Raw genomic sequence first — 15,806 nt, forward strand, 5'->3', positions numbered from 1 at the left:
ACGGCTTCTTTCAGCCAGTCATGCGCACGGTCACACATCCACCTTGGGATCGGTAATGTTGTTTTCGTCCACTTTCCGCGATTCAAATTACACCTTCAGAATGGCGCCCTCAGGCGCCAGACCTGTCTCGAGATAGCGCCAGAGAGCAATCAGCAACTTGCGTGCGACTGCGACGATCGTAATCCGCCGGATACGGCCCTTGAGTTTGCCGACACGATCGTGGAACCAGACGCTCAAAGGGCTGGCGGGCTGATGTCGCAACCACAGCCACGCGAGCTCAATCATGACCCTGCGAGCCTTGGCGTTACCGGCCTTACTGATACCTTGATCACGGCACGTCTCGCCGCTCTGGAAATGCGCCGGCGTCAGACCGACGTAGCTCGCTAGCTGTTTGCGATTGTCAAAAGAGCGGTAGAATACTTCGCCGACAAGTGTAGTTGCAAATTCGGGCCCGATACACTTGACTTTGGCCAGATCCTGAATCCGTTTTGCGCTGCTATGCTCCGTCTCAATCTTGGCCGATGCAATGGCATCGCGCTCCGCCTCGATCGTCTTGATCATTCCGATCACAAGCTCCAATCGCTGCAGTTCGCGCAGGATTTCTGCCTTGAGCCGCGGTGACAGTGTCCGGCCATCAGCGGTGCGCAATCGTTCCAGCCGCTTCATCCGATCGTGGCCCAGGGGTTGGTAGTCATAGATGCCATGGATCGCGAGCAGTCCCTTGATCCGGTTGACGTGTTGGATACGTTCGTTAATCAGCCGGCCACGCTCACGATGGAGCCGACGGTCGTCCTCCTCGGCGACACTAGGCACGCACACCACGCTCCAAACCTTCGGTTCCCCACGCAGATACGCCATCAGTGATCGCAGCAACCGCTCGACATCGACGCGGTCTGTCTTGGCTCGGCGCGCACGACGATCAACCTGCAGACTTGCCGGATCGATGACATAGTTGCGTATGCCGTGTGCTTCGAGCAGACGGTGAAGCCAGAAGCCGTCGTAGCCCGCTTCGTAGCAAGAAACCAATTCGACGTCTTTCTTCAGTTCTTGGGCGATCCGCGTCCCGATCCGCTCGCACAGCTTTAAAAGCTCCTTCCAATCACAGGCCTTCAACGTGTAGCGACTGATCTTCTCCGACGAGGGCGTGTTGACCGCGACAATCCAACTCTTCTTGCTCAATTCGATTGCAAGAACGCAGCGTACTGCGTCATCATGGGATGCGGCGGGCGGCGGGTTGTTTACTGTGCGGGCTTCCATCAGAGTCGTCTCCTATGCACTGGTGGGAAGGTAGAAACCGAGGCGGTAACACACCTCCCGTCCGTCGCGCCTGCATAGGATCTGCATCATGGTTCGGGTCCTTGGACCCACCGGATACAAGGTTGTGGCGCGATTGATCGCGCCCGCAAGCGGGCTCCCCTCCGATCGTCATCCCGATCGCACCAAAGCGTGCCGTCGTGCTCGAAGCTGTCACGGTGTGGCCTGGCAACGGCGGAGCCTGTCGTAAGGTTGGTGCGACGGCCAACCTTGACAGCTTCTGCGCGCGCCAGCGCAAACGAAGTACGGGTCGGGACGAAGAAACGGATCTCAGATCGAACAAAGAAACTGACGAAGGAAAAGATGCGCCGACCTGTCGCCTGTTGAAACGCCGCCGCCTTGACAAAGCCCATACAAGGAAACCGCGCGTAAGGGAACGTAAGGTGGGGCCGCATGCGCTATGGGGATTTGGGCGCCGCGGGCGAGCTGGCGGATTTGAATCGAGCCGATGCAACGAGCTGTTCGACAGTTGAGCGGCGGACGAATGAGCTGCGGATGGTGCCGAGCGCTGTAAATTGTCGAACGATTTGCGGTGACAGCCGGATATCAGAACGCGCTTTCCGGTGGCCGATCGAGAGATGGCGAGCACAATGAGGAGATTTGCGGGATTGTGACGCGGTCACGAGGTGTCGATCCTGAAGCGGTTCGTTGGAGCTGTCGGCCGATGACGTGGCGTACAACCGGCCTCGAAGACCTCGATGATGATCATGTGACCGCCGCAGCCTGACGTGACCGGCATGGGCCTTGCGCCACGCCGGACCATGGCTGCGGAAGATATCCGCAACCTCCAACGCCGAGCGCGACATTGCCGCGCGTCAGTTGGGCGGCCGGATCTCCTTGAGCTTGAGCGCGACCTGCTCCAACGGGCTCATGACCTCGCTGATCGTCTTGGTGGCGACGCGGGTATAGAGCGCCGTGGTGTCGAGCTTGGCGTGGCCGAGGAGGACCTGGATCACACGGACATCGATGTTCTGCTCGAGCAGATGGGTGGCGAAGCTGTGCCGCAAGGTATGCAGCGAGACGCGCTTCTTGATCTCCGCCATCTGGACCGCGGCGTGACAGGCACGATTGAGCTGGCGCGTGGTCATCGGCTGGGCCGGGTCGCGGCCCGGGAACAGCCAGCCCTGCGGGCGCGCCGCCTTCCACCAGGCGCGCAGCAGGTCGAGCAGGCTGGGCGAGAGCATGACGTTACGGTCCTTGCCGCCCTTGCCCTGCTCGACGCGAATGATCATGCGTTTGCTGTCGATGTCGGAAACCTTGAGCGAGACCACCTCGGTGGCGCGCAGGCCGGCGCCATAGGCCACGCTCAGCGCCGCCTTATACTTCAGCCCCGGTGCGGCATCGAGCAGGCGCGCCACCTCCTCGACGCTGAGCACCACCGGCAGCTTGCGCGGCTCGTGGATGACATGGGTGTGCTCGACGATCTCGTGGCGCCTGAGCGTGACCTTAAAGAAGAACCGCAATGTCGAGACGGTCTGGTTGATGGTCGGCGCGCCAACACCGCTCGCCGCCAGATGCAGCTGGTAGCGGCGCACGTCCTCGAAGCTCGCCGTATCGGGCGAGCGCCCGAGGAACGCCGCGAAGTTCTTGACCCTTTGCACGTAGTCATGTTGGGTCTTCGGGGCCAACTTGCGGATCGTCATGTCTTCGATCATGCGCCGGCGCAATGGGCTCACTGCCTCGTCGGTCATGGGGATGCTCCTGTCTTGAGTGAGGTTGTTGCAACCCCTCAATCTCAAGACAGGACGCCCCTTGGCGCTATCGGCTTGGCCGCCCCGCTTGCCGCAGCGCCTTACCGCGCGAGCGGTTTAGTCCTATGGCCCGTCTGCGAAGTTGCTCCCCGTTTACCGGAGGTCCGCTCATCGCGCCCCAGCCGACCAGATTTGCTCAACCTGAGTTCTTCTCAGGTTGACCCAAGGCGGAAGTTTGCTCTGGCCGGACGCCAGCCCGACATGCTTTTATTGCGAATGCGACTTTGCGGGTTTGTGGGGGTAAAATCTTGACCACTGAGCGTATCGAACGCCGGCTGGCAGCGGTGCTTGCGGCTGATGTCGCCGGCTAGTCGCGACTGATGGGTGCCGACGAGATCGGAACGCTGGCCGCCCTGAAAGCGCATCGCCGCGAGGTTATCGATCCCGAGATTGTTGCGCACAGGGGTCGCATCGTCAAAACGACTGGTGATGGCCTACTCGTCGAGTTTGGGAGCGCCGTGGATGCCGTAACCTGCGCGATCGCCATGCAAACCAAGATGGCGAAGAGGAACGGCAGCGATGCGGTAGAAATTCTGTTTCGCATCGGCATCAATGTCGGCGACATCATCATAGACGGTGACGACATTTTTGGCGACGGCGTCAACATCGCGGCGCGGGTGGAAAGCGAGTGCGCGCCGGGAGGCGTCTGCCTATCCGGTAGCGCCTTCGAGCAGGTGAGGGGAAAGACAAATTTTGAATTCGATGATCTCGGCGAAAAGTCGTTGAAGAACATCGATCGACCGGTCCGGCTTTATGCGGTGCGTCCGGGCGGACCATTGGCGGGGGTGAGCGCAAAATTAGCCGCCGGGACTGATGCACCGCTGACGCTGCCGGACAAGCCGTCTATCGCCGTGCTGCCATTCCAGAACATGTCCGGCGATCCCGAGCAGGAGTATTTTGCCGACGGAATGGTTGAGGAGCTCATCACCGCTCTCTCGCGGTTCAAATCGTTGTTCGTAATCGCTCGCAATTCGAGCTTCACCTTCAAAGGTCGCGCCGTCGATATCAAGGACGTCGGACGCAGGCTTGGCGTGCGTTATGTCCTAGAGGGGTCGGTGCGCAAGGCGTCCGGGAGAGTTCGCATCACAGGGCAGTTGATTGATGCGGTTACAGGCTCGCACATATGGGCGGACAGGTTCGAGCGTGATCTGACAGACATTTTTGCTCTCCAAGATGAAGTCACGGCCGCTGTCGTCTGTGCAATACAGCCAAAATTGCTTCAAACAGAAATTGCAATGGCGGCCCGGCGGCGATCAGAGAACCTCACCGCCTATGACTTTTTTCTCCGGGCTATGCCGCAGTATTACCTTGCGACCCGCGAAGGGTTGGCCGAGGCGCTCCGGCTGGCTCATAGCGCCTTGGAACTGGACCCTCGGTTCGGCCTTGTCGCGGCGCTGGCAGGTCTCTGTCACATGAACAACGTCATTTGGGGCTATGCAATCGATCCTCAATTCGAGCGCAGGGAAGCAGCTCGGCTTCTTCGCCTGGCATTAAGTATCGACGATAGTGATCCAGAAACGTTAGCTTGGGTTTGCGTAACCTCGGCGTTCATGATCGGGGATAGTGAAAGTGAGATCGAAATGGCTGACCGGGCGGTCGCGCTCAACCCCAATTCATTTGAAGCATGGCACAGCAGAGGATGGGTCTATAAGACCGCGGGGCTGCCCGAGGAAGCGGTCCGGAGCTTTGAACGTGCCCACCGCATGAGCCCGGTAGACTCACTGCTACACCTGATGTTAGTTGGGATGGGGTTGGCCCTTGTTGAGCTTCGTCGCTTTGATGAGGCCATTGCCGCAGGGAAGAAAGCCCAGCGTATTAACCCCTCCTATTCTCCAGCTTACCGCTGTCTCGCGTCCGCTTTTGCCCATCTCGGACGTGACGCTGAGGCGCGTGAGGCGGCGGCGCGGCTGCTTGAGGTCGATCCCGCCTTTACGATATCCACCTGGCTCGCTCGGGGCGGACAGTCTAACGCGAAGCTGATGATGGAAGGTCTCCGGAAAGCAGGGCTGCCCGAATGAGCACGCGCACGCTCGTGCAGACGAAGTAACCCGAATGAGCTGCCGGGGCGTCAAGCATATAATCGCTGAGGACACTGCCGGGTGCATGGTTGTCTTCGCGGTCGGCATCAGCCGCCGCATGATGGAGCTTCGCGGGACGAGCCTTCAATGTGGACGACGCACTTTGCTGAGTCAGCAATGCAACAGCATCAGCGGAATGGCTCGGCTCACGTCCCGGCAGGGACGCCTTAGGCGTTCGGGTTCCGAACGCGATCGGGACTTATGCGGCGGCTCCGGCATTCGGGTTAAACAGCTCGCCGGTCTTAAGCATCGTATGCATTATTACCGCCAGTTTGCGGGCCACAGCCACGGCAGCTCTTTTGAAGCCGATCCTCTCCCGGAGCTGCAGACCCCACGTGCGCAGCGTGCTGTGAGTTGAGCTGCGCGTCAGAATGACCGCCGCCGCTTCGTAGAGAAGCCCTCGCAAATTGTGGTCGCCACGTCGGGATATATGGCCGTCATAATCAACTTCTCCGGATTGGTAGCGGCGCGTTGTTAGCCCGATCCACGCACCGACAGATCGGGACTTCCTGAAGTTGTCAGGCTCCTCAATAGCGGTGGTAAAGGAGGTTGCGGTGATGGCACCGATGCCAGGAATCGACATGAGGATGCGGCAAGCCTGACTCTGGCGCGCGTCCCGCACCAATTGGCGTCCGAGTTCGGCGGCGCGGAGGCGAATGCCACGCCAGGCTTCCAGCATCGGCAGCACGATGGATGCAAGTCCGTCCTGATCGGCTAGAAGGCTCCGCACATTCTTCTCGAAGGTGCTTCCCTTTCCGGCGGGAACGAGCAGACCGAAGGTTTTCATGACACCGCGGATCTGGTTGGAAAGCTCGGTAGTGATTCGGACCAGGCGCGTCCGCGCTGCGACAAGCGTGCGGGTCAGCATGCTGTCGAATCCCTTCACACGCACCTCACGAAAGAAGCCGACTTCCGCGAGTTGCGCCAGACCATCGGCGTCGTTCGCGTCCGTCTTATTCGTTGCCATATCGAGCGCCGCTTTAGCATGGCGCGCATCGATGCAGATCGCCGGCAACCCTTCGGTGCGCAGAGAATGATAGAACCATACCGACAGCGGTCCGGTCTCGAATACCACGCGTTTCACGGATGGCGCCCGTTTGCGGATGAGCTCGGCGACGATGCTGGGATCAGATGCGCACTTGCCGCGCCAGATCCGTTCACCTGCTCGGCGGATCGAGACTGCCGTCTCTTTCATCGACACGTCGAGACCAATATACTCTTCCATGGCTGTTCTCCATTCGATGCTTGGGCCCGGCGTCCAGTCGTGAGCCCGTATTTCCATCCTATCGGGGAACAGCCACCAGCTTCCATTGTCGGTTGGGACTGACTCAGGGGCGACTCGCTCCCGCGATTACCCCATGTGGACGGCTCCTCCACCGGCACGAGAGTGCCAAGGAGTGGGTGCCGTTTTGAGGCTCCCACGATTCGGAGGAGCAGCCTATGCAGTCAATTTCGACGATTGGCCTTGATATTGCGAAGTCGGTCTTCCAAGTGCACGGCGTTGATGCAGCCGGCCAGGTGGTCGTACGCCGTCAGTTGAGGCGCCGCCACGTCTTGGCGTTTTTCCAGAAGTTGCCGCCATGCCTGGTGGGGATCGAAGCTTGCGCATCATCGCACCATTGGTCTCGTGAATTGCAGGCGTTGGGACATACGGTGCGATTGATGCCTCCGGCCTATGTGAAGCCCTACGTCAAGCGGCAGAAGAACGGACGCGGAGGCGATCTGTGAAGCGGTGACGAGGCCCAACATGCGGTTCGTGCCGACCAAGACAGTCGAGCAACAGAGCTGTCTGATGCTTCACCGAGCGCGCCACCTATTCATCCGCCAGCAGACCGCGATTATCAACTCGATCCGCGCCTATCTTGCGGAGTTCGGGATTGTCGCCCCTGTTGGGCGGCGAGGCGTCGAGCAACTGCTGGAAGTCGTCGCCGATAAAGCCGAAGACCGAGTCCCGGAGGTCGCCCGGATGTGCCTTGCTGCTCTTGGCGGTCAATTGCGCGCGCTGAAGGCCCAGATCCTGGAGTTCGACCGCCGCATTATCGCCTGGCATCGATCAAACGCGACGAGCAAGCGGCTGGACGCGATCCCTGGCGTCGGTCCGGCGCTGGCAACAGCACTGGTCGCCAGCATTGCCGATCCCAAAGCCTTCCGATCCGGGCGGGACTTCTCGGCCTGGGTTGGTCTCGTGCCAAAGCAGAGCTCGAGCGGGGGCAAAGATAAGCTTGGCAGCATCAGCAAGCAGGGCGATCGCTATTTGCGTAGCCTGTTCACGGCTGGCGCGCTCGCCGTAATCAGGTACGCCAAGATCCATGGCACCGATCATCGGCCATGGCTCACGCGATTGTTGGTCCGGCGGCCCACCAAGGTCGCGGCCATCGCGCTTGCCAACAAGCTCGCCAGGATGGCCTGGGCGATGATGGCGAGGAACGAACGCTACCAGGAGCCGGCCGCGCTGGCGGCCTAAACGAGATCGCGCCGACATCGCCGGCGTGACGTAACGGTTGGGAGGGCGAACAGCACGAAATGCAGTGCCGGTCGATCCGGCGATCAGGACAACCCACTTGGGCGATGGCATCTCGAATGCGTGCTTTTGACCGGGACCTGATCCGCGGAGGGCATTATGGCCAGCGGTCATGTGTACCGCGCAAACAGGCCGAACACATGGCTGCTCCGACCAATCCTGTGACGTGAAGATTCTCCTTGCCAACGCGGAGCCGTCCACACATGGCCTAACTCGGCCTCTGGTGAGGTCCGCTCTCGCGCCGCTATCAGGGGCCAAGCGGAAATCTTACGCTCAGTCAGAGCATTAGTGCTCGTGACCCTTAGTGAACATGGGCAGCTGAGGCCATCGCCACACTAATCCATGAGCTTCTCGCCGCTCAATTGCACTGCTTGGCCGTTAGCCGTAGGCTACCCAGCGGGCTAGGCTTGAGGGAAGCCATGGTTGTCGAGACGCGCTATGTGACCAGCGGCGAGGTCTTCGTCGCGTATCAAATATCCGGACAGGACGGTCCGGACTTGCTCATGACGCCGGGCTTTGTATCGCATCTCGAGCAGTCATGGGAGAATCCCACCGCGGCGCGCTTCCTTAACGACCTCGGCTCGTTCTCGCGACTGATCCGATTCGACAAACGCGGCGCGGGTCTCAGTGATCGTGGCGTCGGTGTCCCGCATCTCGATGAAAGGATCGACGATATTCGCGCCGTGCTCGACGCCGCGGGTTCTAAGAGGGCCTATTTGTTCGGTGTCTCGGAGGGTGGGCCGATGTCTATCCTGTTCGCGGCGACCTATCCTGGGCGGGTCGCCGGTCTCATCCTGTTCGGCGCGTATGCGCGCACGGTGGGCGCCTCCGTTCCGTTTGACGATTTGGCGGCCTTGGAGCGCGACATCCGGTCGAACTGGGGAACCGGCAAGAGTCTGCCAAGTTTCGCCCCGTCGGCAGCCGCGATTCCCGGGGCCATTGAGCGGTTCGCCAAGTTCGAGCGCTCGGCGGCCAGCCCGTCTGATGTGATCAACCTGATGCGCATGAACCGCGAGATCGACCTGACGGCCATCCTGCCGTCGATCCATGTTCCTACGCTGGTCATGCATCGGCGCGACGACGTGCGCATTCGCGCACTCGCCGGCCGCGAGCTTGGAGAGAGAATTTCTGACGCACGCTATATCGAACTACCAGGTAACGATCACGTCCCATGGTTCGGAGATCAGAATCGGCTCGTCGAGGAGATCAGACAGTTCATGGGTGTAGCCGCTCCTGCCATCGAGGTTGATCGCGTCCTCTCGACTGTGCTGTTCACCGATATCGTCGATTCGACAAGGAGAGCCTCGTTGGTGGGCGACAAGCAGTGGCGTTCGACTCTGGAAGCGCATCATGCAGCGGTGCGTTCGGAACTTGAGCGGCATCGCGGCCGCGAAATTAAGACTACGGGCGACGGATTTCTGGCCCTGTTCGACGGCCCGGCGCGCGCTGTTCGCTGCGCCCAGGGGATCGTCAGCGCGGTGCGGCCGCTCGATCTCGAAGTGCGGGCCGGCGTGCACACGGGTGAGGTCGAGATGATGGGCGACGATGTGGGCGGCATCGCTGTGCACATCGCAGCACGGGTAGCTCAGCATGCGAATGCGAGCGAAGTGCTGGCCTCGAGCACGGTAAAGGATCTAGTGGCAGGTGCCGGCCTCAAGTTCGTCGACCAGGGACGGGCCGAGCTTAAGGGTCTCTCCGAGCCCATGCGCCTATTCGCAGCCGTCTGAATGAGTTCCGGTGTCGCCGATCCCTGAGACGCTATCGCCCGATGTCCCTTTGTGTGCAAGGTTTTTGGACGCTGGCAACAAAGCGGCTCCGCCCCCTCAACTGACCGGCGTCCAAAAAGCGCCAAGGCACGAAGTCGCGGGAAGTTGGGCACCGGCTCGGCAGCGGGCGATCAGCAGCCGGATCATAGCGGTCATTCTCGGCCTTCAGCCATGGCTCCCCTTTGATCTCCGGTGATCCTCCACCGCCCCTCGTCACGGCAGGGATATCAAGGGCGGAGCCCTTGGCTAGTTGGATGCAGAGCAGACGTGGCCGAAATGCGCGCCTTTGCTATAAGACGCCGCGCCGCCAGCGTTTGATGCACGGCTGCCTACAGCCCAGAGCTCAACCTATGCGGGGTCGAGGTCTCGTCAGCAAACTCACAGACGCGCCACCAGAAAACTGCGTCCCGGCGCGCTTCAGGGGAGCTCCGGGGTATCCTCCTGCAACTCCGGCCGGAAATTGCGCAAAGCGGAGGCGGAAGTAGCGCCCAGGCATTTCCTCCTTTCCCATCGCGTAGCTCGAAAGTTCGAGCTCAACGCTGGAGCTAAGTGGCCGCTCCTCTCCCCCTGGAGTTGCGGAGACGAACCCCGCTACCCTCTTCTTGCATTGGGCGACCTTGGTAATGACATCGGAAGGAGGTCGCACAACGTCTAGCTGCGCCGCAGAAGGTTTGGGCGATTTTCGCCGCTCGTAGCCGCGACGACGGCGGTACTTCGTTTTGGGTACACCGCAAGGGATCGGGCCAGACAGCGAAATCGAGCCTATTCGTTTTCCAATCGCGTCCGGTGAGGTGTTAATCTTTTGGACGCAACCCAAGCGGCACCGTACAGGCCTACAGCAGGGGAAAACTATGGCCGACAAACGGATGCAGTTCACCTGGGATCCAATTGCGCTTGCAGCGCAACTGCGGAACATCGCGGGACAAGGCCAAGTACTGATGCGCTGCTTCGTGTCTCATCAACCGGACGCGATTAAATTCGGCATGGGCAACAGGTCAACACTCGGGTTCGATTTTTTCGAGCTCATGACGAGGATGATGATCGATCCGGTGGTGGTCGCCAGCGCCCAGATCGACCTATTCTACAAGACGCTAGGTATCTGGCAGAAAACCGCGGAACGCATGCTCATGCTGCGTGCACGCGAGGCCGATGCCTCGAAAGACAAACGGTTCAAGCATCCAGAGTGGAGCGAGAATGCTATCTTCAACTTCGTGAAGGACAATTATCTCGTCGCGGCAGAGACGATTCTTTCTGCAATCCGCGAAGTCAAAGGCATGGACGAGGCCTCGGCTCGCAAAGTCGATTTCTACACCCGCCAGTTCGTTGATGCCTTGTCACCTTCCAATTTCGTCGCCACCAATCCGGAGGTCCTCACCGCAACCCTTGCGTCCGGCGGACTGAACCTGCTGCGTGGTTTGGAGAACCTTCTTGCCGATCTGGAGCGCGGCAATGGCCGCCTTGCGATTACGACGACCGACATGAAGGCGTTCCGCCTCGGCGAGAACATCGCAACCACTCCAGGAAAGATCGTCTACCAAAACGAGCTCATGCAATTAATCCAATATGCGCCGTCGACAAGAGAAGTTCGCGTGCGGCCACTCCTCATCGTGCCACCGTGGATCAATAAGTTCTATGTTCTCGATCTACAGCCGAAGAACTCTTTCATCAAATGGGCCGTCGATCAGGGGCATACGGTCTTCGCCATCTCCTGGGTAAATCCCGATGGGAAGCTCGCCGAAAAGGGGCTTGAAAATTACATGCTCGAGGGGCCTTTGGCGGCACTGGACGCAATCGAGTCTGCGACCGCAGAGCATAGTGTTAACGCAATTGGCTATTGCCTCGGCGGAACATTGCTCGCCGCGACGATGGCATACTCGGCCGCGAAGGGCGACGACCGAATTACAAGCGCCACCTATTTCACGACGCTTGTCGATTTTACCGAAGTCGGGGATATGGCAGTCTTCATCGACGAGGCGCAGCTGGCGTCTCTCGAAAGACGGATGCGCGAGCGCGGCTATCTGGACGCGCAAGAGATGGCGACAGCGTTCAATATGTTGCGCGCCAACGAACTGATCTGGTCCTTCGTCGTCAGTAACTACCTGCTTGGCAAGAAGCAGGTGCCCGTTGATCTTTTGTTTTGGAATTCGGATCCGACGCGCATGCCCGCGGCGATGCATTCGTTCTATTTGCGCGGGATGTATCAGCAAAATCTCTTGGCAAAACCGGGCGGCATCAGGTTGGCGGGCGTGCCGATCGATCTTTCGAAAGTCAGGACTCCGACCTTCATTCTGGCTGCGCGCGAAGACCACATTGCGCCATGGAAGTCGACCTATGCCGCGACACGCTTATATTCCGGGCCGATCAAATTCGTTTTAGCCGATGCGGGCCATATGGCTGGCGTGATCAGCCCGCCAGGCACCAAATATGGCCATTGGACGAACGGCAATTTGCCGCCCAGTCCGGACGAATGGTTCGCCAGCGCCACGCCTCATCAAGGGTCGTGGTGGCCGCTTTGGGACGAATGGGTAACGCCACTTGATGCAGGCCGCGTTCCAGCCCGCGAACCCGGTAGCGGTGCACTGGCGATTATCGAAAACGCGCCTGGCTCTTACGTCCGCGTGAGATCGATCGCCTCGTAAGTTGCGGGAAGCGGTCGGGATCGCGACTATGCGCAAAATCAGAGCTCGCTCTCGCGGATAGGCTAACCCCGCTCGCGGGGGCGCTGCGGCGACTGAGGATTGTTGGCGGGATTGGTATCGTACTTGGATATTCGCGTGATCAGCCCGCTAGTGGCGAGCGGTTGCAAGTCCGCCTCCAGCGCCTCGGCAATTTCCTTGGCATAGACCTCACGATCGTCCACGTAGAATGTAAAGGATCTCAAATACTTTTCCTTTTTCGTCGGATTCTCGATCGTCGCCTTCGTCCATTGGTAGAGCGGATAGTATTCGACGCCGTGCTCTTCTGCTGCGGCGACATACTCCGCAAAGGCGTCGAACTGGCATTTCAGCGCAGCGCGATGCTCGGCGAGGATATCGAACAGCGGCGCCAGTGCCGGATCAGGGAGTTTTCGGCGTACCGAATCCGCCAGAGCAGAATCGTTCACGTCGAACCTAACCTGATACTGCCACTGAGAAGTCACACTATTCTGGCCTTCTGGTCGCACTTGATTTGCTCCTTTTCCGATCGCAAGGCGCTACGGCTCCGTCACGAGCAGGTCGGGCACGCGTTGTGTCAAGAGTTGGCCGCAATGGCAGGCCGACCGTTGCGTTAGTAGCTCCTCTTTTTGGCAAGGCGCTCGTTGAACGAACGAAGATCGATCACAATTCTTTGGTGGGTTCCGCTGCCGATCTCCTCTATGCCGTCGCTTGCCGACACCTTGAAGTCAACTCGCTTTCCCTCGACATTGACTACCTCGGCCGTCGCGTGCACCTCGCGGCCTACGGGCGTGGCGGCCAAGTGGTGTACATCTACGGCAGTGCCGACCGCGCTTTCACCCGCATCCAAAAACGGTCTGATCGCGTTGAGCGCGGCGTTTTCCATGATCAAAATCATCACGGGCGTCGCAAGCACTTGCGGCAATATGGCGTCCTTGAATCGGTCGGCAAGGTGTTCGGGTTGCACCCGCAATGTCGATGTTCCTCTGGCTCCCAACGGAATCTGCCGCATCATTCGTCCTCGATCTCTAGATGGACGCATAGACTGCTTCGCCCCCAACAGCAGCACGAAAGCGGACATCTGGCTAGGTCGGAGTTGGGCCAAAGGCAAGCCTCGTTGAACCCACAGCTATTGGCGCAAAGCGGACGGCGAGAGCCTAACCTGGGCAGGGTTAAGCTCACGATCAATGGCTCTCATCAATGATGGCTGTTTCGGATCACAAGGTGATCGACCGGGGAGCGGTGGGGGACCTGCGTGTCTCGAAGCTCCCGCATTGATTCCTCTGGGCCGCATCAAAAATGGTTGCGTTGCGGTTAGTGCCTCACGGACTGCGCCGGACTCTTGAACGCTATCGCTGATGTCCGAGCCCGATCCCGAGCGAGAGCGCCTTCTGTCGCAGTGAACCTTCAGTTCGCTTCATGGTCTTCGCGACCTTCGACACTGGCGTGCGCGCTTTCGAGTGCGCCTTCAGAATCTTGATGTCTGACGCTGTATATGGCTCCCGGGCCGGCTTGGCTTTCTTGGTCTTCTTTGCCACTTGCGATCTCCTTTGATTCGAAGGGCGCTTTGATATCATGAGCACCGTCACCTTCAAGGGAACGGATGCGAACGATGGTTATCCTGTGATCGCTCGCTGCATCAATGCAGATTGAACAAGTTTCTCACAAGCTGGCCGGACACAATGTCCGCGAACGATAATTTGGTCGGTGGGACAACAGGCGTCGCCGGGCTACCACTCGCGACCGACGGGGTTATCGCCAACGGTCCCTGCTTGGCCGCAATCTTTGGCCCCTCCTGGCGCTTAACGATCTTCCGCTTGCCTTGATCAACTGCAATTGGAGAACTGGGAGCCGGCACCACATATGATTGCCGTGGTATTAATTCGCTTGGACGTACTTTCAATCAGGTTTGAAGGCGGGACTGGAGTTGCCGGCGGCACTATTGTTGGCAGTGTCGTATCGATGACGATCCGTTCCGGTGGCTGCTGCACCGATGCGATCCGAATGACAGGCCGATCGGTCTCATTACCACTAGGCTCCGCTAAGGAGTGCGGAAGGAACCAGTTTGCTACGAATAGCAACGCAAGAAGCGACGTTCCGACCCAGGCTATGTACCGTCCGACAGGCATAACCCTCTCCGCCACAGTAACCTGACAAGAGCAAACGCCGTAATCCCTGACGGTCCGTAACTGAACGTGGTTACTGCTGGAATTGCTTTAGATGAGCTCGATCCAGAGTTAAGTTATCTCCATTGGCTCTTGCGTGGGGGGATGTCCCGGTTCTGTTGAATTTCTGAAGATGTCGGCGTTGCCCACCTTGAGCCGGTAGGCTCGGGGTGCTGATTCCACAAAGGAGAGCAACGCCATGACGAGAGATATCACACCGGCTGGTTCGCCGGCGACCGGGGCTGTGGACGAAGCGTTTGCAGAAGTGCGGGCGAGCTTCGATCGGTTCTGCCTTGCGGCAGGGATCGAGGCGCTCGGCACGATGATGGAGGCGGATGTCACGGCGGCCTGCGGGCCGCGCCACGGTCGCGATGCGGGGCGGCAGGCGCACCGTTGGGGCCGAACGCGGGGCCGGATCGGCTTCCACGGCGGCAAGATCGAGGTCGAGCGCCCGCGGGTCCGGGGCGTGGACGGCCGCGAGGTCACGATCCCGAGCTGGGAAACGGCGGCGCAGGAGGATTGGCTCGGTCGCTGGGCGATGAACCTGATGCTGATCAATGTGTCGACGCGCCGGTTCGGCCGCGCTGTCCGGCTGCCCGAGGGTGACGTGCCGGCACCGCCCGGATCGGGGGTTTCGAAGTCGGCGGCCTCGCGGAGGTTCGTCGCGCTGTCGGCGGCGCGGCTGGCCGACTTCATGGCTGCCGATCTGTCCGCGCTCGACCTTCTGGTGGTCCAAATCGACGGGCTGCATCTCGGCGACGATCTCGTGCTGGTGGCCGCGATCGGGGTTGACGGCGAAGGCAACAAGCATCCGCTGGCGCTGGTGGAAGGGGCGACCGAGAACGCCGCAACGGTTCAGGCCCTGCTGGACAACCTGGTCTCGCGCGGGCTCGACCCGACGGTGCCAAGACTGTTCATCGCCGACGGCGCGAAGGCGTTGTCGAAGGCGATCCGCCGCACCTTCGGTTCGGCCGCTGCGATCCAGCGCTGCCAGATCCACAAGGCGCGCAACATCATGGAACGCCTGCCGAAAGAGCATCATGCGGCCACCCGTCGGGTGCTGCGCCAGGCCTGGGAGCTCGATGACGCCGACAAGGCTGAAAAATTGATCCGCAATCTCGCGCGTCGACTCGACCAGCAATGGCCCGGCGTAGCGGCCAGCATCCTTGAAGGCCTCGATGAAATCCTGATTGTCGTCCGGCTGAAGCTGCCGAAGGAGCTTCGTCGATCGCTCGCCTGTACCAACATCGCCGAGAACATGATGGGCACCATTCGCCGCGTCGCTCGCAACGTCAAACGCTGGCGGGATGCTGGTATGGCCTTGCGCTGGGTCGCGGCCGGCATGATCGAGGCCAACAAGGGCTTCCGACGATTGAAGGCGTATAAGCAATTGTCGGTTCTGCGTGCGGCCCTTCAAGCTCACCACGATCGCATGACGATCAAGCCCGTTGCCCACGTCACGAGGGCCGCGTAACATTCATTCCGGCAACGTCGGCCCGGCGTAGTTCAACAGCGATCGGGACATCCCCTTGCGTGGTATGTTTGATTGCAGTCCGG

Annotated in this window: 10 protein-coding genes and 1 pseudogene; 5 read left to right on the forward strand and 6 right to left on the reverse strand. The window is 60.1% G+C overall.

Going from position 1 to position 15,806, the window contains the following annotated elements; genetic code table 11:
* Positions 1-87 precede the first annotated feature (87 nt).
* Together QA640_RS14875 and QA640_RS14880 are read right to left on the reverse strand one after the other, a co-directional pair.
* The gene (locus QA640_RS14875; RefSeq protein WP_283041371.1) at positions 88-1,257 is read right to left on the reverse strand and encodes an IS110 family transposase; all 1,170 of its coding nucleotides are present in this window, start codon (positions 1,255-1,257) and stop codon (positions 88-90) included.
* An 872-nt stretch (positions 1,258-2,129) separates the two neighbouring features.
* Complete coding sequence (locus QA640_RS14880) at positions 2,130-3,005, reverse strand: tyrosine-type recombinase/integrase (RefSeq protein ID WP_283036857.1); 876 nt, start codon at positions 3,003-3,005, stop codon at positions 2,130-2,132.
* A gap of 380 nt (positions 3,006-3,385) precedes the next feature.
* Between QA640_RS14880 and QA640_RS14885 the strand changes: the two genes are divergently transcribed.
* Positions 3,386-5,083 carry an adenylate/guanylate cyclase domain-containing protein gene (locus QA640_RS14885; RefSeq protein ID WP_283041372.1) on the forward strand — a complete coding sequence of 566 codons (1,698 nt, stop codon included), beginning with the start codon at positions 3,386-3,388 and terminating at the stop codon, positions 5,081-5,083.
* 259 nt (positions 5,084-5,342) lie between these two features.
* Here the strand turns inward: QA640_RS14885 and QA640_RS14890 are convergent, their stop codons facing one another.
* Positions 5,343-6,368, reverse strand: coding sequence for an IS110 family transposase (locus QA640_RS14890; RefSeq protein ID WP_283041373.1), 1,026 nt, complete (start codon positions 6,366-6,368; stop codon positions 5,343-5,345).
* Positions 6,369-6,583: 215 nt separating this feature from the next.
* On the opposite strand from QA640_RS14890, the pseudogene QA640_RS14895 reads away from it, so the two are divergent.
* The 3 genes and pseudogenes from QA640_RS14895 (at position 6,584) to phaC (ending at position 12,069) form a co-directional block, all read left to right on the forward strand.
* Positions 6,584-7,607 (forward strand): annotated as a pseudogene (locus QA640_RS14895) (IS110 family transposase).
* A gap of 497 nt (positions 7,608-8,104) precedes the next feature.
* Positions 8,105-9,391, forward strand: coding sequence for an adenylate/guanylate cyclase domain-containing protein (locus tag QA640_RS14900; protein WP_283041374.1), 1,287 nt, complete (start codon positions 8,105-8,107; stop codon positions 9,389-9,391).
* A gap of 890 nt (positions 9,392-10,281) precedes the next feature.
* A complete protein-coding gene (gene phaC / locus QA640_RS14905; RefSeq protein ID WP_283041375.1) occupies positions 10,282-12,069 on the forward strand; it encodes a class I poly(R)-hydroxyalkanoic acid synthase in 1,788 nt (595 codons plus the stop codon).
* A gap of 62 nt (positions 12,070-12,131) precedes the next feature.
* Here the strand turns inward: phaC and QA640_RS14910 are convergent, their stop codons facing one another.
* The 3 genes from QA640_RS14910 to QA640_RS14920 form a co-directional block, all read right to left on the reverse strand.
* On the reverse strand, positions 12,132-12,569 hold the full coding sequence (locus tag QA640_RS14910) for a hypothetical protein (protein ID WP_283042799.1): 438 nt from the start codon (positions 12,567-12,569) through the stop codon (positions 12,132-12,134).
* A 128-nt stretch (positions 12,570-12,697) separates the two neighbouring features.
* On the reverse strand, positions 12,698-13,099 hold the full coding sequence (locus QA640_RS14915; RefSeq protein WP_283041376.1) for a thioesterase family protein: 402 nt from the start codon (positions 13,097-13,099) through the stop codon (positions 12,698-12,700).
* Positions 13,100-13,433: 334 nt separating this feature from the next.
* Positions 13,434-13,622, reverse strand: coding sequence for a hypothetical protein (locus QA640_RS14920; RefSeq protein ID WP_283041377.1), 189 nt, complete (start codon positions 13,620-13,622; stop codon positions 13,434-13,436).
* A gap of 826 nt (positions 13,623-14,448) precedes the next feature.
* Here QA640_RS14920 and QA640_RS14925 point away from each other — a divergent pair.
* Positions 14,449-15,723: an IS256 family transposase gene (locus tag QA640_RS14925; RefSeq protein ID WP_283041378.1), complete on the forward strand. Its 1,275-nt coding sequence runs from the start codon at positions 14,449-14,451 to the stop codon at positions 15,721-15,723.
* Positions 15,724-15,806: the final 83 nt, after the last annotated feature.

Origin of the sequence: Bradyrhizobium sp. CB82 (assembly GCF_029714405.1) — a bacterium.
Classification (GTDB): Bacteria; Pseudomonadota; Alphaproteobacteria; order Rhizobiales; family Xanthobacteraceae; genus Bradyrhizobium.